Annotated in this window: 24 protein-coding genes and 1 pseudogene; 11 read left to right on the plus strand and 14 right to left on the minus strand. The window is 61.2% G+C overall.

The features are described from left to right. The first annotated feature begins 29 nt into the window (after positions 1 to 29). Both AB0L91_RS33115 and AB0L91_RS33120 read left to right on the plus strand, forming a co-directional pair. On the plus strand, positions 30 to 1,220 hold the full coding sequence (locus AB0L91_RS33115; RefSeq protein WP_365016635.1) for a DUF262 domain-containing protein: 1,191 nt from the start codon (positions 30 to 32) through the stop codon (positions 1,218 to 1,220). Positions 1,221 to 1,292: 72 nt separating this feature from the next. Beyond that, positions 1,293 to 2,003 carry an MAE_28990/MAE_18760 family HEPN-like nuclease gene (locus AB0L91_RS33120; RefSeq protein ID WP_365016637.1) on the plus strand — a complete coding sequence of 237 codons (711 nt, stop codon included), beginning with the start codon at positions 1,293 to 1,295 and terminating at the stop codon, positions 2,001 to 2,003. Between the two features lie 187 nt (positions 2,004 to 2,190). Here AB0L91_RS33120 and AB0L91_RS33125 read toward each other — a convergent pair whose 3' ends face one another. Both AB0L91_RS33125 and AB0L91_RS33130 read right to left on the minus strand, forming a co-directional pair. Then, complete coding sequence (locus tag AB0L91_RS33125; protein ID WP_365016638.1) at positions 2,191 to 2,664, minus strand: NUDIX domain-containing protein; 474 nt, start codon at positions 2,662 to 2,664, stop codon at positions 2,191 to 2,193. Further along, entirely contained in the window at positions 2,648 to 3,409 is a 762-nt protein-coding gene (locus AB0L91_RS33130) for a hypothetical protein (protein ID WP_365016639.1), read from the minus strand. Before AB0L91_RS33130 ends, AB0L91_RS33125 begins: the two co-directional genes overlap by 17 nt. A 191-nt stretch (positions 3,410 to 3,600) precedes the next feature. Here AB0L91_RS33130 and AB0L91_RS33135 point away from each other — a divergent pair, with 191 nt between their 5' ends. From AB0L91_RS33135 to AB0L91_RS33155, 5 genes are all read left to right on the plus strand, one after another. Beyond that, positions 3,601 to 3,861 carry a hypothetical protein gene (locus AB0L91_RS33135; RefSeq protein ID WP_365016641.1) on the plus strand — a complete coding sequence of 87 codons (261 nt, stop codon included), beginning with the start codon at positions 3,601 to 3,603 and terminating at the stop codon, positions 3,859 to 3,861. Continuing rightward, positions 3,858 to 4,292: a hypothetical protein gene (locus AB0L91_RS33140; protein WP_365016643.1), complete on the plus strand. Its 435-nt coding sequence runs from the start codon at positions 3,858 to 3,860 to the stop codon at positions 4,290 to 4,292. Before AB0L91_RS33135 ends, AB0L91_RS33140 begins: the two co-directional genes overlap by 4 nt. Before the next feature lie 101 nt (positions 4,293 to 4,393). Beyond that, positions 4,394 to 4,858, plus strand: a complete 465-nt coding sequence (locus AB0L91_RS33145) for a macro domain-containing protein (protein WP_365016645.1) — start codon at positions 4,394 to 4,396, stop codon at positions 4,856 to 4,858. Positions 4,859 to 5,070: 212 nt separating this feature from the next. Further along, positions 5,071 to 5,394 carry a hypothetical protein gene (locus AB0L91_RS33150; protein ID WP_365016646.1) on the plus strand — a complete coding sequence of 108 codons (324 nt, stop codon included), beginning with the start codon at positions 5,071 to 5,073 and terminating at the stop codon, positions 5,392 to 5,394. A gap of 178 nt (positions 5,395 to 5,572) precedes the next feature. After that, the gene (locus tag AB0L91_RS33155) at positions 5,573 to 7,510 is read left to right on the plus strand and encodes a TerD family protein (RefSeq protein ID WP_365016647.1); all 1,938 of its coding nucleotides are present in this window, start codon (positions 5,573 to 5,575) and stop codon (positions 7,508 to 7,510) included. Positions 7,511 to 7,535: 25 nt separating this feature from the next. On the opposite strand, the gene AB0L91_RS33160 is transcribed toward AB0L91_RS33155, so the two are convergent. The 3 genes from AB0L91_RS33160 to AB0L91_RS33170 all read right to left on the minus strand — a co-directional run bounded on the left by AB0L91_RS33160 (position 7,536) and on the right by AB0L91_RS33170 (position 10,366). Next, entirely contained in the window at positions 7,536 to 8,474 is a 939-nt protein-coding gene (locus AB0L91_RS33160; RefSeq protein ID WP_365016649.1) for a hypothetical protein, read from the minus strand. Positions 8,475 to 9,164: 690 nt separating this feature from the next. Continuing rightward, positions 9,165 to 9,986: a TIGR04255 family protein gene (locus AB0L91_RS33165; protein ID WP_365016651.1), complete on the minus strand. Its 822-nt coding sequence runs from the start codon at positions 9,984 to 9,986 to the stop codon at positions 9,165 to 9,167. Between the two features lie 95 nt (positions 9,987 to 10,081). Continuing rightward, positions 10,082 to 10,366, minus strand: coding sequence for a hypothetical protein (locus AB0L91_RS33170; protein ID WP_365016653.1), 285 nt, complete (start codon positions 10,364 to 10,366; stop codon positions 10,082 to 10,084). Positions 10,367 to 10,772: 406 nt separating this feature from the next. On the opposite strand from AB0L91_RS33170, the gene AB0L91_RS33175 reads away from it, so the two are divergent. From AB0L91_RS33175 to AB0L91_RS33185, 3 genes are all read left to right on the plus strand, one after another. Beyond that, positions 10,773 to 11,849 (plus strand): DUF4236 domain-containing protein, encoded by a 1,077-nt coding sequence (locus AB0L91_RS33175; protein WP_365016655.1) that lies wholly within the window; start codon positions 10,773 to 10,775, stop codon positions 11,847 to 11,849. Between the two features lie 244 nt (positions 11,850 to 12,093). Next, positions 12,094 to 13,566, plus strand: coding sequence for an AAA family ATPase (locus tag AB0L91_RS33180; RefSeq protein WP_365016657.1), 1,473 nt, complete (start codon positions 12,094 to 12,096; stop codon positions 13,564 to 13,566). Between the two features lie 16 nt (positions 13,567 to 13,582). After that, a complete protein-coding gene (locus AB0L91_RS33185; protein WP_365016659.1) occupies positions 13,583 to 15,736 on the plus strand; it encodes a 3'-5' exonuclease in 2,154 nt (717 codons plus the stop codon). A gap of 57 nt (positions 15,737 to 15,793) precedes the next feature. On the opposite strand, the gene AB0L91_RS33190 is transcribed toward AB0L91_RS33185, so the two are convergent. Then, complete coding sequence (locus AB0L91_RS33190; RefSeq protein ID WP_365016661.1) at positions 15,794 to 16,969, minus strand: Shedu anti-phage system protein SduA domain-containing protein; 1,176 nt, start codon at positions 16,967 to 16,969, stop codon at positions 15,794 to 15,796. Positions 16,970 to 17,010: 41 nt separating this feature from the next. Then, a complete protein-coding gene (locus AB0L91_RS33195) occupies positions 17,011 to 17,376 on the minus strand; it encodes a hypothetical protein (RefSeq protein WP_365016691.1) in 366 nt (121 codons plus the stop codon). On the opposite strand from AB0L91_RS33195, the pseudogene AB0L91_RS33200 reads away from it, so the two are divergent. After that, a pseudogene (locus AB0L91_RS33200) lies at positions 17,293 to 17,499 on the plus strand (hypothetical protein); the annotation flags it as partial. The gene AB0L91_RS33195 and the pseudogene AB0L91_RS33200 overlap by 84 nt on opposite strands. Here the strand turns inward: AB0L91_RS33200 and AB0L91_RS33205 are convergent. From AB0L91_RS33205 to AB0L91_RS33235, 7 genes are all read right to left on the minus strand, one after another. Further along, the gene (locus AB0L91_RS33205) at positions 17,478 to 17,951 is read right to left on the minus strand and encodes a SitI3 family protein (protein WP_365016663.1); all 474 of its coding nucleotides are present in this window, start codon (positions 17,949 to 17,951) and stop codon (positions 17,478 to 17,480) included. The pseudogene AB0L91_RS33200 and the gene AB0L91_RS33205 overlap by 22 nt on opposite strands. A gap of 22 nt (positions 17,952 to 17,973) precedes the next feature. Next, entirely contained in the window at positions 17,974 to 19,461 is a 1,488-nt protein-coding gene (locus AB0L91_RS33210; RefSeq protein WP_365016665.1) for a hypothetical protein, read from the minus strand. A 5-nt stretch (positions 19,462 to 19,466) separates the two neighbouring features. Continuing rightward, the gene (locus AB0L91_RS33215) at positions 19,467 to 19,769 is read right to left on the minus strand and encodes a WXG100 family type VII secretion target (RefSeq protein ID WP_365016667.1); all 303 of its coding nucleotides are present in this window, start codon (positions 19,767 to 19,769) and stop codon (positions 19,467 to 19,469) included. After that, entirely contained in the window at positions 19,769 to 20,068 is a 300-nt protein-coding gene (locus AB0L91_RS33220) for a WXG100 family type VII secretion target (RefSeq protein ID WP_365016668.1), read from the minus strand. The genes AB0L91_RS33215 and AB0L91_RS33220 overlap by 1 nt, the downstream gene beginning before the upstream one ends. A 213-nt stretch (positions 20,069 to 20,281) precedes the next feature. Further along, complete coding sequence (locus AB0L91_RS33225; protein WP_365016670.1) at positions 20,282 to 21,280, minus strand: DUF2397 domain-containing protein; 999 nt, start codon at positions 21,278 to 21,280, stop codon at positions 20,282 to 20,284. A gap of 3 nt (positions 21,281 to 21,283) precedes the next feature. Then, entirely contained in the window at positions 21,284 to 21,967 is a 684-nt protein-coding gene (locus AB0L91_RS33230) for a helix-turn-helix transcriptional regulator (RefSeq protein ID WP_365016672.1), read from the minus strand. Beyond that, positions 21,964 to 22,341 carry a hypothetical protein gene (locus AB0L91_RS33235; protein WP_365016674.1) on the minus strand — a complete coding sequence of 126 codons (378 nt, stop codon included), beginning with the start codon at positions 22,339 to 22,341 and terminating at the stop codon, positions 21,964 to 21,966. The genes AB0L91_RS33230 and AB0L91_RS33235 overlap by 4 nt, the downstream gene beginning before the upstream one ends. Positions 22,342 to 23,047: the final 706 nt, after the last annotated feature.

Consider the following 23,047-nt stretch of genomic DNA (forward strand, 5'->3'; position numbering starts at 1 on the left):
TCCTTCGAATTCAGAACTGGGGCCAACCTGTGGAAATAGACAATATCGACGTCGAGGCATGGTTCGACGAGGAAGAACAAGGACATCTCTTCGAGCCTGAAAATGAGGAGGCCGACCCGGCAAGCAAATATGCAAAGAGCCAACTTCGGGTTGTTCGGGAAACGAAAGACTATCAGCTGGACTATCTTCAACACGCCCTCCAGCCGGGCCGGGAGTTGATCGATATTTCACCAGCCTATCAAAGGCGACTCAGGTGGCCCAATAAGAAGAAGTCCCTTCTGATCGAATCATTCCTATTGAATATCCCAGTTCCACCAATATTCCTTTATGAACGTGACTACAACTCCTACGAGGTGATCGATGGTCGGCAACGCCTAGATGCAATCAGCGCATTCCTGTCGAATGAGTACAGCCTTCAAGGACTTGAGTACTGGTCAGAACTGAACGGAAAGCGCTTCAAAGAGCTACCCGATGTCCTAAAGAAGGGACTCCTTCGACGCAGCCTGCCTGCAGTTGTCCTACTGGCCGAAACAAATGCCCCGAGCAGCGATAACGGCGACGACATCGATGTCAGAAGAGTTCTGTTTGACAGGCTAAACACTGGTGGAATTCGACTCAATCCACAGGAGCTCAGAAATGCCCTTCACCCAGGCAGCCTAAATGCACTTCTTATAAGAATGGCGCGAACCTCCGCGTTCACAACTGCATGGAATATCCCTCCTTACTCAGAGGGCGAGGAGCGCCACCCATCTGACGAGCTCCTGCGAAATGCTCTATTCGCTTCGATGGCCGATGCCGAGCTCGTGTTGAGGTTCTTCGCACTCCGTGACGCGATAGAGTTCGATCGACAAGGGTCACTTAGGGCAATTCTTGACAACTATATGCAAGCGAACGCGCAGGCAAACGAAAAGGAAATCGACAGACTTTCAGATCTGTTTCAGACTTCACTGAGGGGGCTTCTCGGAATTTTCGGCGATAGTCTTTTCAGGCTGCCGACAAACAGCCGCTTGAGTCGGCCACTCTACGATGCGCTCATGGTTGCATTTAGCCAGCTTGATACTAGATGCGCCCGCCTCGATGGTACCGCGATCGCTTCAGCTCTCGAGGATGCACTCTCGCACCGAGACTCCTACGATGTTTTGGTAGGCAGGGGAAACACGATCGGCGCCGTCCACGACCGCGTCAACCTTGCCACATCAATCCTTGGGGCAGGTGCATAAATTCCAATGTCGCCATTCAATGCGGTCCTTTCGGAATTTAGTCGGGACCTAGCCCGAGCAAAAGAGCTCCTGGTGCTAGTTGACTCTTTCAAAGATTTTGCCGCTTCGACGCCACCCTTTTCAACTGACGAGCATGAACAGTGGAACGAAGCGAGGAGCTTGCTTGAGCTCGCACCGGCGGTCCGCACAGATTTGCCGCTTCTCTCCGGATCGCTACTCCTCTACCTTTGCGGACGCTTCGAATATTTCGTACGAGACCTCGTCGTCGCAGTTGCGGACAGTCTTACCGAGAAAGCATCATCGTATTCCGAACTTCCCACAGACCTTCGCCAACAGCTGTACGAGCAGGTACTCACCGTAGCTAAGAGCCCAGAAAAATTCGGATACACGAGGCCCGAGGCAGAAGGGTTAGTGGTTGCTTTGGCTGCTAACCTAGAAGGGCGCGACGCTTTGGAATCAGTGCCATCAAAGCCGCTATCAATTACCGAGTCAAACATGAATAGTCGTGTATTCGCAAACATATTCAAGCGGGTAGGCATCGCAGATATATGGCAGGAAATAGGAAAGCAAGCGCAACTCAAGGCCCACCTCGAAAAAGGCGACGACCGCGGCTGCAGAAGTGAGGCTGTCAATTTTCTCGACAAGATTATGAAGGAGCGGAACGGAATAGCCCACCCAACAGCGGGTACGACGTTCCCTGATTCTGAACATGTTGCAAAGGTTTGCGATTTCTACTTAGTGCTTGGGCGTGTCGTTGTTGATGTGCTGTTGATCCCACGGTAGGAGGAAGGCGGGACTGTACGGACAGTTCGAGTACCTCGACGTTCGGGGTACTTCGCTGTCAGTACGAGTCAAGGCGGCACGTCCCCCAGCGAATGGGACCCTCGGCATTGGAGTCCTGTTGACCCTGGCGAGAGGGAAGGGACACTGAATCCGAGCGTCTGGGCGGTTCTTTCCATCCGATCATTAGTCACCCGAGGTAAGGAGCTGTTCGGTCTTCCTTGAAGTGGGCGATGCGGACCAGAACAGTCGGATGCACCGGGAGGTCCGCCAGCTCGTCCACCCCGACAAACCGAACCTCAGTTGACTCGCTACTCACCGCGACCTCGCCACCCAGAAGCCGGCCGAGGTAAGTAACGGCGAACTCCTGCCGCACCTCTCCGTCCCCGTACTCGATGACGTGTTCCGGATCGGTGTAGATACCCAGCAGCCCCGTGATCTCGACGTCGAGCCCGGTCTCTTCCTTTGTCTCGCGAACCGCGCACTGTTCGAGGGTTTCCCCGATCTCCATGGCTCCCCCCGGCAACGACCAGTTTCCCGAATCACCCCTGCGTTGCATCAGGATGCGGCCCACACCGTCCGTGACCAGAACCGAAGCGCCTGGAACAAGACTGTTGGCCTTCGGAGCATTCGGATCCCTGTAGTAGTCACGCCGTGAACTCATGCGAACGTCCTTGCGCGTAGGGAGTCACCGAGCCCCAAATCTGTTCGAACTGTTCGGCGAACGAGGAGAAGATCCCGTGCGGCGATAGTTTCCGCAGGTGGAGCGCCGGGTGCTGATATCCGCGCGCCCGCAGAAGGTACGGCGTGACGATCATCTGATCGTCGAATCGGAAGACTGAGTTGTACAGGTGGCTCGTGTGTAGTCCGATGTCGCACCCTGGCGTGTCGGTCAGCGGTCCCAACATGCTGAGCGCATTACGGATTCGGCCGGCGAGAGTTCCATTCATCTGCTCCAACGCGTCACGCTCAGCCACATGAGGACAGTCCGGGTCGGCGAACGCCAACCGGACGCGGGTTCCGTTGCGGCATCTCTCCGCGAGAATTTCTCCAGCGTCGGGCAACAGCTCCAATACGAAGGGATACGCGTATCCGGCGATGTCGATCTGCCCGCGCGCCCCGAGAAGCAGCGAGGTCCACAGGTCGTTGGGAATGTCTGCCCGGTGGGCGTAAGCACCCAGTACCTCGGCTGTCGCTGCGCCTCCCGCGGCAAGATCGCGACGCGTCTGTGGCCACAGCAAATCTTCGGCCTCACCCAGCACCCGCGCGACCACCGACCGTGTTCGCCGATGCGGAACACGACCGGCCAGCCACCTATTGACGGTCTTCGCGTCGACGCCGACAGCCTCAGCCAACGCAACCGAATCCAGTCGCGCACGAAGCATCGCCGATTCCAAGCGGTGGGACATGCTGCCACCATACGTCCCATTTCTGGGACATACCAGTGCCTTTGAAATGTCCGGAGAAGTGTCCCGGACGTAGTTCAGGTGCCCCTCGCGGATCAATACCTTCAGATCACCGACCACGAAGGGGGGCTCGTGATCCCCAGACAAGCAGTTCGCTCGGATTCGACAACAATGCAGGCCGACAGGACTCGCCGATGACCGCCATCCTCGATCAAGCACTCATCCTCCGCCTTCTGCAACCCGGCGGACAGCTCATCGACCGCCAGATCGCCGCTGACACCGGGCTCTCCATCAGACGAACCCGACGCACACTGCGATCGCTCCACCACATCGGGTTCCTCCGACAACCACCCCATCGGAATGCCTGGGAACTTTCCCTGTCCGGCCATGCCTACACGAAGACTCCCACCGGACAAGCCATGCTCGACGTGCCACGATCGGAGATCACAAGATGAGGCCCATCGCCCTCGGCTACCTCCGGTCCGACCTGTCCGGCGCGGCGCAGAACTGGGATGAGATCCGCATACGATCGCTGGCGAAGCGGTACGGCTACAACCTGGCCAAGACCATCGTATTCACGGATCGAACGGCCGACCCCCTCACCACACTCATAGCCATCGTCCGGCGAATTGGCGCCGAGGCGATCTTCGTACCCCATCGGAGGCATCTCGGCGCCGAGCTACCACCCGTCCTTGTCGGCACCTGCGACGTGATCACGGTCGACGATGAAAGTACCTATGCAAGGGCGTATCTCGCCGATCGTTCACGGCCGGTCTACCACTCCGACCAAGAGGGATTGATCCGTCGCAGCCGATCGGAGCGGTCGACGACGCGCTACGTTGATGCTTCCGCGGGTTCGGCACGTCCGGAGCGGCCACCACGGTAGTGACTGCCCATCCTTCCCAAGAAGGCGGTGGGCGCCGAACCCGGGGCGGTTCACCTTCCGCGCGCCCGCACTTGTCGGATGGTCCTCGTACATTCGCCCCCATGATCCGCGAAGAGTCCGGCAGCCTCCTCGATGCCGACACCGAAGCTCTTGTCAAGGCAGTCAACACCGTCGGCGTCATGGGCAAGGGGATCGCGCTGCGGTTCAAGCAGGCCTACCCGGATATGGTCCGGGAGTATGCCCGCACAGCGCGGATGGGTGGTCTCCACGTCGGCCGAATGTTCGTGTGGGAAACCGGTGCTACCCGCGGGCCGCGATTGATTGTCAACTTCCCGACGAAGCGACACTGGCGCTCGGCCAGCCGACTCGATGACGTGTCCGTCGGCCTACCCGCCCTGGTCGAGACGATCGAGCGGTACCGAATTCAGTCGATCGCGATCCCCGCACTCGGTTGCGGGCACGGCGGACTCACCTGGGAGGAAGTCGGCCCGTTGATCAGGACAGCGTTGGAACCGCTTGCCGCCACGGTCGCGATCAGGCTCTACCCGCCCGTGCCGTCCAGGTGATTGCAACCTCGCAGGATGTCGTAGCCGTGACTGCCGCCGCTGCGCACTGATCGAAGAAGCCCGTGCACTGCTGAACCTACGGTGCCTCAACGGCTTTCATCGGAAGGCTGGAAAGCGCTCAGTATGCTCTGATACTCGAACCCTGGGCGCGGTACGGGGTCTACTCGGCAGCCATCAGCAGTGGCCGTCGTAAGCCGAAGGAGAAGTACGGTATGTCAGAGCACTGTGCGGTGCCGCTAGAGAATTCCGACGAGCAGGCGCACATCGAGTTCGCTCATACGTGCTCGGGTTACGGGGGATTCGGCGGGCCGGAGGGGCTCGGCGAAGCGGTACGGGCGATCCGTAGCGACTGGGACCAGGAAGGCACACTGCCCGATGACGTGCTGATGCTGCGACGCTGCCTGTTCTATGAGGTCAGAGCGCACAGACACAGGGGCGGATGGACACCGTTCCACGAGGATGAGTTCGTCCTCGATCTGATGTCCCGCATTCGACTCTTGTCCCGCGGATCAGTCCCGATTCTGAACTTCCAATGACACTCGGTTCGGCCAGCCGACATCAACGAGCGGCGCACCGCGTTCACCGCAGGCAAGGCCTCCGGCGGCTGTGCGTTCCGCAAGATCGACAGGTAGATCCGTAACGGGCTCCAGGCACGATACGAGATCATGGCAGAGCTCCGCAGGCCACCACCGAACCGATAAGGACACCGAACCCGTGACGCCACCGACGCTGCTGCGCGGACAGAACCTCCCACTGCCCGCCGACGCGAACCGCGTCGAAGTCATCATCGGCTGGGCCGACTCGAGTACTGACGTGGACGCCTCCGCCCTGTTGCTGGGCGCCGATGGAAAAGTCGGTTCCGACGCCGATTTCGTCTTCTACAACCAACCACGGTCCGCAGATGGCTCGGTACGGTTCGAAGGCACCGAGCGCGCTGATGGGGCTACGCGGGCCCGGATTGTCATCGACTTGCCCACTGTTCCTGACCATGTCAATACTGTGGCGCTCGCCGGCAGCGTCTCGGTGGGAAGTTTCGGCAGGCTGGGCGATCTCACCTTCGAGATCCTTGATGACGCTGGTCGGTCCCTGGCCGAATACGTCACCTCGGATGCGACCACAGAAAGGGCTTTCGTCTTCGGTGAGGTCTACCGGCGCGGCGGTGCGTGGAGGGTCCGGGCGGTGGGGCAAGGTTGGGATTCCGGACTTGCTGGCCTGGCAACAGATTTCGGTGTCGAGGTAGACGACGAAGCTGAGGCGGAACCTCTCGATCGGACTGAGCCGGCGAGCGTTCCCGTCGCACAAGAACTCGTGCACGAGGTCGGCTCGACGTATCGCCTGTGGGGCCCGCCACGGAGCTGGCGTGACCACGAACTCGAAGTGGCCGATGAGCATCTGCCGGCGATTCGGAGTCTTCTCCCGGACCCGCTGCCCGACGATCGGTTCGAGCTGACGCCCGAGGTCGAGCTGATTCCCGAGCCCTCCGGATCGCGGGGTCCCTGGGCGATATCGGTACGCGTCGAGCGGCGCACGATCGGATACCTGGACGCGGAGACTGCGCTGAGCTGGGCAGGTCCCATCAGGCGCATCGTCGCCTCCGGATTCATCCCGACCACCTCCGGCCGGATCTGGTATTCCGAGTACGACGGGTGGGACGGAACCGAGGCCAGGGCGTCGGTGCAGCTCGGTCTCGGCGAGGCGTGCGACGCGATTCCGCTGAACGAACCGCCAGCCGTCCCGTACACGATTCTGCCCCGCTCGGCGATCGTGCAGGTAACCAAGGAGCACGAACACTTCGACGTACTCCAGAAATTCGTTCCCACGGGTGGACACGGCGTCCTGATCGTCACCCTCCACGAGAACACGCCGGAGTCAGGCAAAGCGAAATCTCACGTGGAGGTGCGGGTCGACAACCAACGAGTCGGCCAGCTGACTCCGCAGATGAGCCAGCGATTCGCACCGCTGATCCAGCATCTCGAGCGACGGGGACTCGTCACCGCCTGCTGGGGCGATATCACCGGCTCGGCAGTCGCCGCGAAGATCCGCATCGACAGCATCAAGGCCAACGAAGCATCGCCGGAAGTGCTGGACGGCCCAGCTGTCACGAGTCCGCGGCTCTGCCCAGAAATGTCCGATCCGCTCTCCTACGATCTCACCGCGGCGATGCCTGCACTCACCCCGATTCCCCTCGTGCAACCCGTGTCGAAGCCGTTGCCGGTCGAACCCCCGGATGGCTCGGTCCTGCGTTTCAGCAGGGGCGGCTACAACTACGTGGCAGTGCGCCGCGGCGCAAGCTGGGAAACCACATCGACGGGGAACGGCGGCGCGATCACACGGGTGATGTCCTGGGCGAGTCTCGGCACTCGTGTCCGGAATTTCGATATCGCAACAGGATTCGCGCCTGTCGACCCTCGCGGAGATGCGCGGCCCCGCCAATCGCTCGCTGTCGTCCGCTTCACCATGGGCGGCCACTACCTGGCGGCGATCAACATCTGCTCGAGCGGAAGCGAGGAAGGTGACTGGTACACGACGGTCACCGACGCTGTCGCGGACCGGCTGCCCTTCGCGGACTATGCGGATTGGTCAGACATCTCGAGGTACGGACAGCACGTTCAGGTCGTGTCCGAGTGGACACCGCTCTCACCATTGGCGTGATGGGTCAACCTCAATCAGAGCCCAACTATGACAATGGTTTTCGGGAATCACTGAGGTAGTCGAGGTCGAGCCCCTCGGTGACCAGAACCCGGGAGAAAGGAAAGTTGTCCACTGCATCGATCTCCGCCCGAACCGAACCTATGATTCCGGCCGCTACGACCGATCGGGCCTTCTCTTCGCACTGAGCAGCCCATCCGTCAGCCAACAGGTACCACCCTGCCTGCCGCTCGGCCTCGGTACGGCCCTCGGCCGCAAGGTAGTTGACGTACCTCTCGTTACGAACGCTCAGCGGGTCCGCAGCATTGCCGGCGACTACTGAGAGATCGACCTCTGCGTCGAGATCGGACGGCAGAACATCCGCCTCCAGAATCACTATCAAGGTCAATTCGTACGGTGTCATGCCCCAGTTTTCACAATGGACACGTATCGACTGCACGTCGGAGAGGACGCGACCGAGTGGCGAGTTCTCCTTGCGCGCCTTCTTTCGCAAAACCTGAACCAACGGTTCGAAGCACGCGACGACTTCGTCCGGGAAGGCGAACCGTCCGAACCTTCGCGCAACCGCAAATGCGAACTCACGCTTCTGCTTGTCGTTCTCGACTCCGCGGCGCCGAAGGCACAGCACCAACGCAGTCTTGTCGACCGACACGATCGCATCGAGATCCACGAAGTATCCCGGCCCGAGCGCAGGCACCGGCACGTATTGAGTCCGCTTGCCAGCGGCCGCTTCCTTCTCGATCGATCCGGCCAGCTGCACGACTGGTGCGATCTGAACCGTTCGCCGACTGGGCTGTGCAGCATCACACGTCTGACTGACGATGGCGGCGAGTCTTTCGCCACGCGGCCTCGGCATCCAGAGGTGATCGAAGACAAAGGTTTGCGCCCCGTCGAAGACATCGCCTTGTGCCCATGACCGGCAGCCATCGCCCAGGTCAGGAAGGGGTTCAAGAGCAGCGGCCCCCACGGAGCCTGTGACACCGGAAGAATTCCCATCGAGATTCCCGCCGCCGACCGACACTAGTCTTTGCCCTGACCTTCCCGTACAGCATCGATGAAATACTCTGGCCCGAACGGGGCGCCCCAGGACTGTCCTGCGGAGTGCACGCGACGTAGGCGACCGACAACGCTCATACCATCCGAGCCAACTTCGAGGAGCCGCGCCCTGACCGATTCCGGGGCCAGCCCACCGGAAGAGGCATCGACGAGGGTTCGCACAACTGCCGAAAATTCCCGTAGCCGTAGGGCATTCGACTCGTTCATACGGCCACCGTTTGCCCACATGTGTACTGCTCGCCGGGAAACACCGAAGACTTTGCCCAACTGGTCCCAGGTCAGACCTGAACACTCCTTGACCCAGACGATCTCATCGCGGTCAGATCGCTGGTTGACTGCAGGTTTCGAGTCCGGCGCACCGGCCTCACGAGAAGCTGGACTGAAACTCTCAGGCAAGCCGAAGTCCGTGCGACTTGTGACCACTGACTCCACCAACGGCGGAGGCACAGCACCGGACGCCGTCCCGGTGAGCACAGCGGGAAACGTGTATGCCGTCAGTGCAGCAGCCCCCCAGCCCCACGCCCGGGTTTGGTTAGGTCTGACTGCCCGATGGCGCCCAGTCTGTGGCTGTCGGGCTGCGCTCGCCGGACCGACTACCGCATCAGATCCCATGATCGCCCCCGAACTCCGTCAGTCCTTCCTCGGTCACAGTCCACCGAAAGAACTGATAGCCACGCAACGCCAACTCCAGAATGAGTTCACGCAAGTCGCCACCAGCGGGTTCACCGAGGTCGAACTCTCGGAAGGAGTCCATGTCGAGCACCCAGGTCGGGTAGTCGAACACATCGAGCTCTGGGTCGACCGCGGTGCCGGCAGGCAATAACCCCCAGCGCGAAGTGAAAGAAGCACCGTCCCCGAACCCGTACTGAACCTCAGTCAGCGCAGAGATCAGCTCAGCTTCTTCCGGCTGGCGCGCAACGGCCACTCCGAGTACTTCTGGCCGAATCAGCTCCCGAATCCGATCGATCTGATCTTTGTCGGTCAACTGGTTGACATAACGCACTCCGATCCGATCGATGGATGGAACCTTCACATGGCATGACAATGCCGCCCACGCTTCGACGAGACGCTCGACGAATTCTTCGCGTCGCCGGTAGTTCGATGTATCGACACTCAGAAACGAACCACTGAAGGTAATTCGCCAATGCCGATCCGAGCTGGTCAGCCGCCAGATTCGCGAGGATCTGCGCTCCTGGGACACGCCCTCGGCGGTCAGGATTTCAGCAACCTCGTGACCGACCTGCATCAGCGGATAACGCTGCGCGAGTTCCGCCCCGATCAACGTGGCGACAGCGTCACCGTCCACCGCGAACCGCGTCAGATTCGGGAATCGAATCTGACCGACTGCACGCACCAGCGGAGCCTCACGCAGCGGGACACTGCCGGGCTCCGACACAGCGAAGGGATGAGTCGGCGTTGCCATACTTCACACTGTAGTTCACATCGGGTCACAGACGAACGATTCCGCCACAGGTCGCGAACACAGCCGGCCGCACAGCGACTATCGGCTTCCAAGCGTCACACGACGACTCGTAGTAGCAAGCGCATCAAGGCAGCAGCCGCCAGACGCAGGTTGCCAGCAATGCGGCCGTTCACCGTCGGGTTGCAGCACACGACCCGCCCCTCCGACCCGACCGTCACATCGTCGGCCTTGAGGTAGGAATCTCCAGGCGATGGCAGGAGGTGGGGATCGGTCGCCACCTTCTCGGGCGTCGACGACCAGACGAAGCCATCCGCGTCCTTCACCTGCACGCTGACAGCACTGCCCGCGCTGATGATCGCTGCCACGGCGATCACGCTCACCGCCTGCTCATCTGCCGACACCCGGTATCGCTTCCAGTACCGACGACCGCCAACAGCGCCGCAACGACGACTGCGGGCATCCATGTCGTGTACCGACATCGGGGCAGGTACCTACAAGTCCGACGGCGCCGGCTCCTGCTGCTACGAGCTGCGGCGTAGCCCGACCAGCGGTGCGATGTCCAACATCATCGACAACGACACCTCGTCGGCCCAGGGTGTTTAACCGCCGAGGACGGTCAGGGCGTCGAAGTGTCCGGCGGCTGCGCGTTCCGCAAAGTCGACAGGTAGGTCCGTAACGGACTCTGGGCACGACACGAGATCAGTTCGAAGCACAGACGTCCGAACTTCTCTGCTGAATCGAACGACCTGCAATCGCCTGCCACCACCTACCCGGACTGGAGAAGACTTGGGCATCTACGTTCGTCAGTCGCTGAACGCCGGACCTTTCAGGTTCAATCTGTCCCGATCGGGACTCGGCGTCAGCGTGGGAGTCCCCGGTTTCCGGGTCGGCAGCGGACCCCGTGGCAACTACGTGCACGCGGGCGCGCACGGTGTCTACTACCGGGCGTCCCTGGGCGGCGGACGCCCTCCGACCACGAATCAACGAACAACCTGGCAACGTCCGAATCCGGCTCCGATCCCCATGGCCGACCTCACCGGCGCGGCCGCCACCCAGCTCCTGCCCACCGGACCCGGTGACCTGATCGAGCAGCTCAACGTGGCCGCCGGTAAGGCGAGAACAGCGCCGTGGGTCGGCGGCCTACTCGGCATACTCGTACTGGCGACCTTGCCGTTCGGCCTGCTCCTCCTGATACCAGGAGTTCCACTGGCCTGGTGGTTGGTCATGCACGACCAAATCGAGCGCAATGTCGTTGTCTTCTATGACGTCGCCGATCACCCCGCGGCATGGTTCAGTGCGCTCAACGAGGCGCTGATGGAATACGCAGCCTCACAGGGAAAGTGGCGGATCAACGCACAAGGCAGTCTGGCCACGGTCCACCAGCGAAAGATCAACGGAAACGCGAGCAGCCTTCTCGACCGCACTCCCGTCACGGTCAGTTTCGATCACCCGAAACATCTGGTCACCAACGTCGCTGTCCCGACCATCACCAGCGGACACGACGCGCTGCACTTCCTCCCCGACCGCCTTCTCGTCCGCACCGGCAAGCGATACAGCGATGTCAGCTACGGAATCCTCTCGGTCCAACCCTCCACCCGCCGATTCATCGAATCCGGAACCGTGCCGGCCGATGGCATCCGAGTTGACACAACCTGGCGCTTTGCCAACGTGAACGGCGGCCCCGACCGCCGATTCAAGAACAACAGGATGCTCCCGATCATGCAGTACGGCAACGCCCAGCTCGCGAGCCACAGCGGACTGAACTGGGACCTCCAATTCTCCCGAATCAATGCCTTCGATCGTGCCGCCCGCACTCTCCAACAGTCCCCAGCCCTCCCTCAGATCTCCGGTGGCCAGCCCTAGTTCTGCCGGACACCGTACGCGCGGTGGCCTAGACGAGAACCGTTGATCGAGTACGTGACGCGTTCGACAACAACCGATTTCGGTCATCCCTCACCCAGCGCCGTGTTGCGCACGCCAAGAACGGAACCTGACCGCGCTATCATCGTCAGCGGGTCGGAGCGCAGTGGCGTCCGGGTGGCGAGCCAGGGGTGGTGTCGTGGTCATGCACGCAGGGAGCAGGTTTCGCAGAGCGATCAGGGACGGGGTGATCCACGACCTCGTCGGCAAAGTGGCCAAGGACAACTACGGTCAGTACCTCCGCCGGCTCACGCTCACCAAGGTTCGTGGCTTCCGCGGAGTCGAAGTCAGCTTCGACTTCCCGGTCACTGCGGTGGTGGGGCCGAACGGTGGTGGAAAGTCGACAATCCTCGGTGCTGCGGGACTCCCCTACAGCTCGGTCCCGCCCAGCCGGTTCTTCGCCAAGAGTGGCAAGTACGACGACAGCATGCAGAACTGGTCGATCGAGTACCAGCTGATCGACAAAGGTCTGAACCGGAAGCTACCGGTGTTACGGACAGCCAGTTTCAGGCGGCTCAAGTGGAACCGGACTGCGGTCGATCGACGTGTGTTGATCTTCGGGGTCGAACGCACCGTGCCGGCCAGCGAACGCCAGAATCTGCGGAGGGCGGTCGGCAGCGCCTTCGAGGCGGTGCGTGAGACCGACCTCCCGGACCACGTTATCGATCAAGCGGAGAAGGTACTCGGCAAGCCGTTGACCGGATTCCGTCAGCTGTTCCTCGATGTCTCTGATCGGTTGAGCATCTTCTCCGGGGTCACCCCGCACGGAGACGGATACTCGGAGTTCCATTTCGGCGCCGGCGAGGCGAGCGTCATCCGCATCATTGCCGAGGTCGAGGCCGCCGAAGACAACAGTCTGATCCTGATCGAGGAGATCGAGAATGGCCTGCATCCGGTGGCAACCCAGCGGATGGTGGAGTACCTGATCGATGTGGCGTACCGCCGGAAATGCCAGGTGGTGTTCACCACCCACTCCAACGATGCCTTGGCCCCGTTACCCGCGGAGGCGATCTGGGCTGCACTGACCGACAGAGTGATCCAAGGCAAGCTCGACGTTCGGTCATTGCGTGCGATCACCGGCCAGGTCGAGGCTGATGTCGTGGTCTTCGTCGAGGATCAGTTCGCCCAGGATCTGGTGGCAACAGCACTGCGCGGAGACGGCGATATCGAGATGGACATGATCGAGATCCATCCGATGAGCGGCGCCACCGTAGCGAAGAGCGCTACGCTGCACCATAATTCGATCCCCACCACCTGGCAGCCCGCGATCTGTTTCCTGGACGGCGATCAGACCGAGCTCGCCGACCGCGACAAGCACATTCACCTCCTGCCCGGAGACTTCGATCCGGAGCGCACCGTCCTCGACGATGTCTGTTCCCGCCTCGACGAACTCGCAGCGAGGCTGACGATGCTGCTGAGGCTGCCACTGGGCCGGCAGCAGCGTGTGGTTTCTGTGGTCCGCTCACGCAAGACGACCAACCGCGATGTCCACGTGATCTTTCAGCAGATCGGTGAAGACCTCGGATTTCTGTCAGCCCACGACGTCGCCCACGCATTCCTCGCGCTCTGGGCGACCGAGTTTCCCGAACGGACATCGGAGATCGTCGATCTGATCAGGCAAACGCTGCAGCGACAGCAACCGGCCAAGGCGCCGGCATGACCGGGCTGGTGCGATAGTGGCGAGGATCGTCCTCACATCGACAGCCACGCGAACCGACCACGACCCGATCGTTCGACGGCGTCTCCTCGACCTGCTGACGTTGTTCCAGGGCAGCACACAGGACGAACCGTGGACAGAATCGGTGCCGGGCGCCAAGGACCCACGCGTGCGAACCACGTACGTGGACGGCAATCACCGCGCTGTCCTGTTCCGCATCGTTCCCGACGTCGGCGAGACGACCTACATCTATATGGGTACGTGGCCGACCCAAGAAGCGGTGCGTCTTGCCGCCAGGGCGGTACTGCGAGTAAATCCGGTCTCCGGCGTACTCGAAGGCACCGTCGGCCGGCCAGAGCTTCTCGCGATTCGACCAACCACAAGTGATGCCACCCACCCTGTTCTCGAACGGGGTGGGCGAACCGAGGCCGAGATCGCCGAGGACCTGGGACTCGACCGCACCATCACCGAACGCGCGTGCCGGATCACCGATCGAGCAGAATTCGTGAGGTTCGCTGAACAGGTCTCGGCAACGCTCGGGTGGCAGGGCCAGGCTTTGCTCCAGCTCCTCGACGGCGTTGCACCCACACAGATCCGCGAGCAACTGGAGTTGCACGCGCCGGACGACACCATGGGCGCCGAGGACGATCGGATCATCGCCGCTCTCGATCACCCGGCTTCGCGGTTGCGGTTCACCTACGCCGAGGATTCAGCGGAGCTGCGTCGGGTCATCGACAGTGGCGACGCCGACGCTTGGCGGACCTTCTTGCATCCGGAGCAGCGGCGCTACGCCGAGCGGAGCTATCCTGGCTCGTTCCGGGTTTCCGGGGGTTCGGGGACTGGTAAGTCGGTGATCCTCGTTCACCGCGCACGCAACCTCATTCGTCGCGACCCTACCGCCCGCGTCGTGCTCACCACCTTCACCAAAGAGCTCGCCACGATTCTCCAGACGAACCTCCGGATACTCGATCCCGACATTGCGATCGTCACCAAACTCGGACAACCCGGAATCTATGTCGGTGGCATCGACAGTCTGGTCGTCCAGGTTCTTCGGCAGAGCGCAGAAATCGAGCCTGCGTCACAGGATGTCTTCGGCCACAGCAAGTTCCAATGGCGGGGAAAGCGCCCGGATCGAAATGTATGGCCACGGATCGCAGGCAGGGTGAACCACCAACTTCCGCCCCACCTGACCACCCCGTGGTTCCTGGAGAACGAGTACGTCGCGGTGGTGCTGGCTCGGCGGATCCGCACATTCCACGACTACGCCACAACGGACCGCCGGGGTCGGCGCATCCGATTGGACCGGGCGACCAAGCATGCCCTGTGGAGGATCTTCGACTCGTATCGGGAGTTCTGCGCGCGGTTCAGCTGGTACAGCTATCAGGAAGTCGCTGCGGTGGCGGCCCGGTACTTGATGCACGATGCGGCCGACGGCGGCGCGGCGCTCGCGGACCACGTTCTGGTGGACGAGGGACAGGATCTGCATGCGGTTCATTGGCGATTCGTGCGGGCGCTTGTCGACGAAGGTGCCGACGACATATTCATCGCTGACGACCCTCACCAACGGATCTTCAGCGAACGAATTACCCTGTCGGATCACAATATTGTTCTGAGCGGCCGATCACGTCGCCTCACGTTGAATTACCGCACCACCGCCCAGAACCTCGATTTCGCTCTCGCATTCCTATCGGACACCGAGTTCCGCGACCTTGAGGATCGGGTCGAATCAGAATCCGGCTATCGCTCTGCCCGGCTCGGCCCCGAACCCAGCTTGCTGCCCTGCTCGAGCGAGGAAGAAGTGCTGAACCGCATCATCCAAACGGTGCGTGGATGGCATGGGTCCAGCACCTCGGCGACAACCATCGCGGTGCTGACTTTCGACAACGGCACGGCAGACACGATTCGGACATCGCTGCGATCCGAAGATTTCGTGGTCGACGACGAGAGCGACGAGCCCCACCCGCCGATCGCGGTCCGCACGATGTCAGGTGCGAAGGGGCTCGAGTACACCCATGTCATCGTTGCCGGTGTCGACCCGAGCAATCCTCCTGCGGCGGCGGTCGACTCGAACGGGTCACCGTACGAGACCGCCGACGCCGAGCAACGCGCCAAAGCACTTGCCTACGTGGCGGCCACTCGCGCCCGAGACCAGCTGGTGTTCATCTGGCACTGACCAGAACAGCCTGCCCTGACCGCGCTGCTACCCATGCAGCGCCCAGTTGCAGATCGCTCACACTGTCTCGTATCCCAGCGCACGCTCGGCGCTGTCGACGAGCTCCTTGTAGGTCAGGACCTCCAGTCGACTCATCTGCGCGTTGAAGGTCCGCAGGACTTCGGAGATCCGCTGCTCCGGAAGATCCGGATGGATGCCGGGATGTCCGATCAGCACCAGGGCGCTGGCTCGACGGGTGTCGATGCCGTACTCGGCGCGAATACGTTCACGGTTCTCGTCGAGACCGACCAAGTAGTTCATGGTCTGCGCGACCGCGTCATGGACCTCCGCGGTGGGCACCCACGAACCGCGGTGTGGTTTGACGATGGCTCGGACACCCATCGCCTGTTTCAACTCCACGACGTGCAAGCTGCCATCCGCTCGAATCAGCGGGATGTCCATCTCGTCACCGGGTACCAGACGGCGTTGGACACGGGTGTCGAGGTAACGCCCACCGAAGATCCACGACTGTCGTTCCAGCGCAGCTTGGAGATCGCGCTCGGTTGCCGAGGGATCCTCGATCATCGTGCGCAGCCCCGCCAGACTCTCCGATCTACGCTTGAGTTCGACAGCCTTGAACACGTGGAGGCTCGCGTCCTCGTCGGCGAGCATGGTCAGAGCTTCTGGGGATAGGGCGATCCGGCGCGCGGCGGCGCGCGCGTCCTCGATGTCGATCCGGTTGCGGAGAACTCGTTCCAGCCACAGCGCTCGCTCGGCGCTACCACGGACTACCCGGTAACGGCCAGGGCGGTCCTCCGGCGCTTCGATCAGGCCGCCGTCCTCAACGAGGGCGATCAACTGCGCGAGAAGCTCGGATCCGGTCAGATTCTCGTCGCGGCGCAGTGCCTCATGGCCAACCGCTTGGACATAGTGAACCATGACATCGAAATACCCTGCCAAGGTCGAGCGGTTCAGCTCACTGCGACGACCGTCCTCGAACAAGCGGAATCGTTCCTCGAACTCTGGCTTCAGGGATCGCCCCTCGCAGTAGTCCACGGCGTCATGGACAAGCCGCAAGGTGTCCCACTCCGACTCCTCTGATGCCCGAAGCCGAGCCAGCTCCAAGAGCTCGACCAATTTCCTTCCACCTCGTCGGGTGCGGCCGTTGCCGCTGTGCATATGGCGGATTGCCGCGGTGATGGCGTCCTCGACCTCCGGTGAGGCTGCCTCCTGCCGGGCGCGTTCCAACACCATTTCTAGAGCCCAATCGGCCCTACCTGTCCCGGTTCGCTGCATCAATTCCGCCCGTGCGCCGGTGTCACCAGCTTCAGAAGGTCGAGCAGCTCCCGCGCGTCCGCCAGCTTTTTGGATTCGTTCTCGGGCGCGTCGATGTTCCAGTGCGCGATCTCGTTTCGATACCTCCCAACCGCGCGCAGCCGGTCCACGATGCCCGTCTGTTCGAACGGCCAATCCAGCCACTTCCACACCTCCGGCCGGTGGAGGAGCACCCAGTACTTGCCCAGGGTCAAGTCCTCGGGTTTCTGCGCCGCGGAACCCGCGACAAAGTCACCGCCGACCGCTGGATCGTGGAACAGACCATCGCCCTGCTCCACCAGTACCGGCGCCTGGCGATCCAGTGGGAACGCCGCACCGACCTGCATTACGAATTCCTGAATCTCGGTGCCGCACTGATATGTTGGCGACAACTCAGCAACCGAACCCGAAAGGAGCCCCAAGCAGCACTGACACTCACCCGGTCGCTTCATAACGTGTACGACATATGAGTGTACGATTCGTGTAGCATTTCGGCACGCTCAGGTGTCCACATATAGGGGGCTGAATTTATTTCGACGCCGCCCGCACGTCGAATTGCCCAAACGTCGCCGGATTCCAAGAAGTATGCGATCATGTCATCCGACGTAGCCGCAAGCAGTTTGGTCGCGATGAACAATATATCAGTGACTTGAGCATCTAAGCTTTCGGTCTTATTCAACCTAAAGAAGATCGATACTGTCGGCTTGAATCCGAATTGCTCCTCCACAGGGTCTCCCCAAGCTGGAGATCGGGCGGCACTTACGCGAATATACAGCCCCCGCCGAACCGAAATACCCTCGATGAGACTGACCGCCGTTGCCCGATCAGAAATTTCGCCCGAAAGGCAGATCGAGTTCACTAATGCGGAAATTTCTGACACGCTTCGATCCGTTGCGACGGCCACCATATAGTCGAGTGCCATTCAGGGCTCCATTGTGTGATATTTAGGGAAAGACCGGGACTACATTACCAGACTTGTCGACGACCAGAACCTCCTGCAGACCCTGGACCGGCCATTGCTTCAACTGGTTCGCTACGTCTTCCGGACTCGCACTACTGTCGCTGAGATTGAGGACAATCCGTTCGGTTTGCCCTGAAGAAACCTTATCATCGATGACACCTGCTATATTCCTGACATTGCCTGTCGATGGCGAGTAGCAATCGAAGACTTTGCCTTCGATCTTATAGTCTGGGTTCTTGTCGCCGGGAACCGATGGATTCTGCTCAACCTGATACCCCTTGTCCGCGAGAATGATCGCAGATTCGTTTTCACGAGTAAGTGATCGAATATTGTTGGGATCTTTGTCGTTCGGATTGATATAAGTCGTCGAGCCGGACGGTTTGCCTCCGAGTGTTCCGGTAGGCTTGGTAGCAGAACTCTCGCCGCCACCCTTCTCCGTGTTCGCATCAGTGATCACTATCGGCAGCTCGACAATTGCCAGAAGGTCGCCGTTTGTCAGCGTGGCGGCGGTAAAAGTGAGGGTGCCGAGGGCGGCGAGGAATGTGTTGGCTGGCCCAGCTATGGCCCAAGCCGCGTCGTTCAGGAAGTCGATATCTATCTCGACTTTGTTGTCGTTGGGCGACTGCGCCTGCTGCTTGCTCGGCGCCTTTTCCTTCGCTGGCTGCTCTTTGACATTTACCGCCGAACGCCCGATCGATATGGCGGTAACCACAACTACCGCTGCGAACTGCGTATTGATGTCCGCGCGCATTTTGGTCAAGGCCACGTTGTGGGCTTCGACTGCGTTGGCGATGTCATGGGCGGCGGTACGGATTTCGCGGAGTTTTTCAGCGAGCTTGCGAAGGTTTGCTACATGGTTCGGGATGTCGTCCGGAACTTTGGGTCCGAAGCCTTGTTCCAGCCCTGAGGCGACGGTTAGTAGCCGTGCCACGCCGTATTCGAGGGGGTCTGAATTGGCAAAAGTCTTCCACATGGTCGCGGAGCGTGCAAATTTGTCGGTATCCCCGTCGGGGACTTGGCCGCCGGTGACAAGCGTGGTCACCTTGTCCTGCAGCTCGGTCCAGTCCGTCTGAAGTCCGTTGGTGTAGGCTCCTGACGACGCGATACCGACTACTGCGCCCACACCGTAGGGAAGCTCGGACGGGATGCCGGCGGGTATCGATGGTGGGGCGCCTTTGTTGGTATTGCGATTGGCTGTGTGTTCCGCGGACTTCCAGTTGTAATTGGACGCAGTGAGTATATCCCCGTAGTGTTGCAGGGCTCGCGCGAAGTTGGTTGCGACCATTGTCAATGCGGCGGCACGGTCGTCGTAGGCTTTCGACCACGACTTGACCGCTTCGTAGCCGCCAGCCATCGCGTTTGTCTCTAAGAGTACGGTTTGCGGCGTTTCGTATACGGTTTGGAATTTCTTCGACAAGTCGTAGCATGCCGTGGCGGCGCTTTCATAGGATTGCGGCGAGACTGCGGCCATAAAAGTCAGCCACCGCTCATTCTCAAGTTAGCTTGCTGTGCCGCACTATAGGCGCCGCGGGCGGTAACGGCGGCATTGTACATCTGGGTGAGTCCTTCAATTACCGTGGCAGCCCCGGTAGCCCATTCTCGGTAAGCTTCCTCCTGGGCGTCGGCAGCGGCCCCCTGCCAGTTTTGCTGGATGGAGGCGATTCGGTTGTTGATGCCGTCGAGGCTTTCGGTGAGGAAGCCGACGAATCCATTGGCGCTGCTGATGAGCTGGTCCAACTCATCGAGGTCAAAGGCGAAATCGCGGGAGTCGTCAGCCATCACATGTTCAATTGTGGTAGGTCGCTCGAACTCAAAGTATCAGAGTTCGAGATATCCTGACCGGCAACGGCTTTGCTTGCTATGCCCAATAGTTCGCCCATCGTTGTCAGGGCATTCAGTACGTCTGCGGCACCCTTCTTGGTTTCAGTCCAGCCGTCCTCGAATGCCTCTGCTGCCGCACCGCTCCAATTGCCCAGGGCAGTCGATACCTCGCGGTCGAGCGTGCCGAGTCCGTTGATCAGAGACTCCGCGACCTGCTGAATATACACACCGGCATCGGTCACCTCGCCCGGCACCATTGCGAAAACTGTCCCAGGCGTATCATTTTCACCCGCCACGCATCCCCCGATCTCAGGCCATCGGAGTCAGCCTAGTCACGGCAGCGTGGGGGTGCAACAGACGAGGTCTCAGCCAATGGAATCGAGCCCAGCCAGCACCTCGGGCGTCACCAGCGGGCCATCGAACGCATTATCGATTGGCCTGGTGGCAATCACCTGAAGGCGCCCCTCACCTTATTGTTTCTCACGAGCTGGCGTCACCAGTTTCAGAAGGTCGAGTAATTCCCTCGCATCCGCCAGCTTCTGCGGCTCGTTCTCGGGCGCGTCGATATTCCAGTGCGCAATCCGATTGGCATTGGCCAGGAGCTGCCCCAGCGCCTGACCCGCTGCTGCCCGCAACTGCTCGGGCCCGGAGTCCTGCCCTGAGCCGGTGTACCACTGCTGCAGTTGTGCCCAATCCGATCGACTTCGGCCGCCAGCCCTTTCGACAGTCGCCAGATCACCCAGCTCGAGCCTCGCTACTGAATCGAGGATCGAAAGAAGTTCGTCGAGGCTACGGGACACGATTCCGAGTCGCTCGGCAATCAGGGGCGCGTGGCGGTTCACATCAGCGGTGATCAGGTCGACGTAGTCGAGAAGAAGACCTTTGAACTGCGCGTACTCGTCGCCGTGCAGGTCGAACCGGCTGAGCACGCCGGCGATATAGGCATAGAAGTCGGTGACACTCGCGGTGAAGAGCCGCTGGTTGTTGAAGATCGTCGTGACGACGCCGGCCAGTTTGTCTGCCCGGTCCGCTGACCGCGGCAGTCTCGTGATCGCGATGACTTCCGCGAGCGAGTCCGCAATCTCACCCAACAACTCCCGAGCGACCTCCCGGGCGCCATCCGCGGCCTCCATGATCTCCACCGCGCCGCGGTGCACACGGCCGCCCAAGCTCGAAACCTGATACCGGGAGCGAGCGCGGAGGTAGTCCTGCACCGAACTCACTCGCGCATCTCGCAACGAGGGCACCAGGTTTCCCCACCGGACGAGCTGCCTACACCTGGCCTCGACCGTGTCCGAATCCAGCGATAGCCCCTCGCGATCGAGCAACTCGACCACGGTCGACGCCGACATATCGGCCAACAGCGACGCAGTGAACCGCGACATGATGGCGATGTAGTCCATTCGTTCGTCCGCGGCGAGGTAGCGGAAAAGATCGAGATGCGCCGAGGTATCGCGCGGATCCGTCACGAGCTAGACCTGATCATGTGCTTCGTCCAGGCAATCCGATCCGGACGACACGTCCAATCGGAGCTGCCGAACCAATCGCTCCATCTCTTTCTCCCATCCGGGAGTCCCACCCCCCGCGCTGTGAATCGCGGTTCGCACCGCGGCTGTACCGCGAGTGCAAGCTTGGAGCAGGTCGTCTGCTCGCACCTGCAGTTCGACCATGATCTGGCCCTCACGGTGGTCGAGCCGGGCGGAAGAGATGTGATCCAACGTTGTGAGATTGGACCACAACTCCTCGATATGGGCAGCGAAGTCGGCTCGATCTTTGATGCCATCGGCGCTGATCGAGGCGCGAAAGCACACCGACCACGCACGCTCAGGGGAATCACCTCGATCCATGAGATGCCGCCGCACCCGCGCGCCGACGGCGTCGAGTCCAGGTGCCCCACTGATAGTTTCAGAGTCGAGCCGCACGCGATACCCGAGTACATGCATCATGCGCGCCAAGCTTCGCAACGTCAGGTTGCGTCTGCCGCTGAGTCGCTGGCTCACTTCGGTCGGCGTCACATCGAGTAGCTCGGCCAACCGTTTCTTACTCATACCCTTCGCGTCCAGCGCGCCGTGCACCATCTCGGTGGCCGACAACAGCAGACGCTCCTCGGCGAACAGCGCTTCTGCCTCCGGTGTCCGCCGGAACCAAGTCGTCATTGTTCTTGCGCCTCCTTCCAGATCCCCCGTGCCCGTTCGGCCTGCGCGCAGACCTTTCTATCGGGCGGTTTTACTGCGCCGTGGGTAGCCACCCAGTCCTGCCGTGACTTGATCACATAGAGCCGGTGCCCCGACCTTGTCTTGATCTCATGAACCGGTGGCTCGCCGTTGCACTGCAACGGACGCATCTCCTCAGGGCTCCGCAGGAAGCCCACTTCCGTCAACCTGTCCAGCCTTGCCCGGAACTGAGCCTGGGGTTGCGGCGGCAGGCCCGCCAACCAGGCCGAAGCGAGGCATCCACGTTCCGGCAACACCACACCAAACACTGTCAGCGCGCGACCTTCATAGATGACCTCCAGCTCAAATGAAGACATAACTTCACTTTCTTGGCAGTGTACTGCCCCGATCCAGTAACGCGTGAACTTTGACGCAAAGATGTGACTGGGAGCGAACCCGCCGCGATCCCCCGCTGCGATCGATACCGTACGTGAACTCCCGCGACCCGACCAGGGTCAGTTGCCATCCAGTTCCGCCCGACACTGCTCGGCGGTCTTCACCGCGATGCACCGCGCCCAATCACCCTGAATGTCACCGGAAGTCGGGGGTTCACCGCAGACGCGGCCGCAGCGATCGGCGCCGATGACCGGCGAACCGTCCGGCCAGAAACAGCCGTTCACACCACACTCGTAGCCTCGCCCGTTCGATGGCGCGCCGGACCCGGATTCCGCGTCGAGGTACTGCTGACCACCTCGAGTGTCGAAGCACCATTGGGAGTAGCGGGTGGTGCCGTCACTCCACACCGCCGGCCCGGGCGTACCTTCCAAGCACTCGACCGGATAGGGCTCGGGCGCACTGGTCGATTCCGGTTGCGCAGCCGGTTCCGTCGGAGCCGACGACACGGTCGGGGCCGGTAACGGCTCCGACATTTCGAGCGAAGGTGATGGATGAGAGACAGTCATCGACGGGAGCGCCGGCACCGAAGTCGGCGGCGACTCGACAGGGTCACCAGGGGCCGAGCAACCAGCTAGCGCCAGCACACCAGCGAAGACGAGAACTGCCCGAGCAGGCCGGATTCGCATA

Source organism: Nocardia sp. NPDC051833, from assembly GCF_040681225.1.
Taxonomy (GTDB): domain Bacteria; phylum Actinomycetota; class Actinomycetes; order Mycobacteriales; family Mycobacteriaceae; genus Nocardia.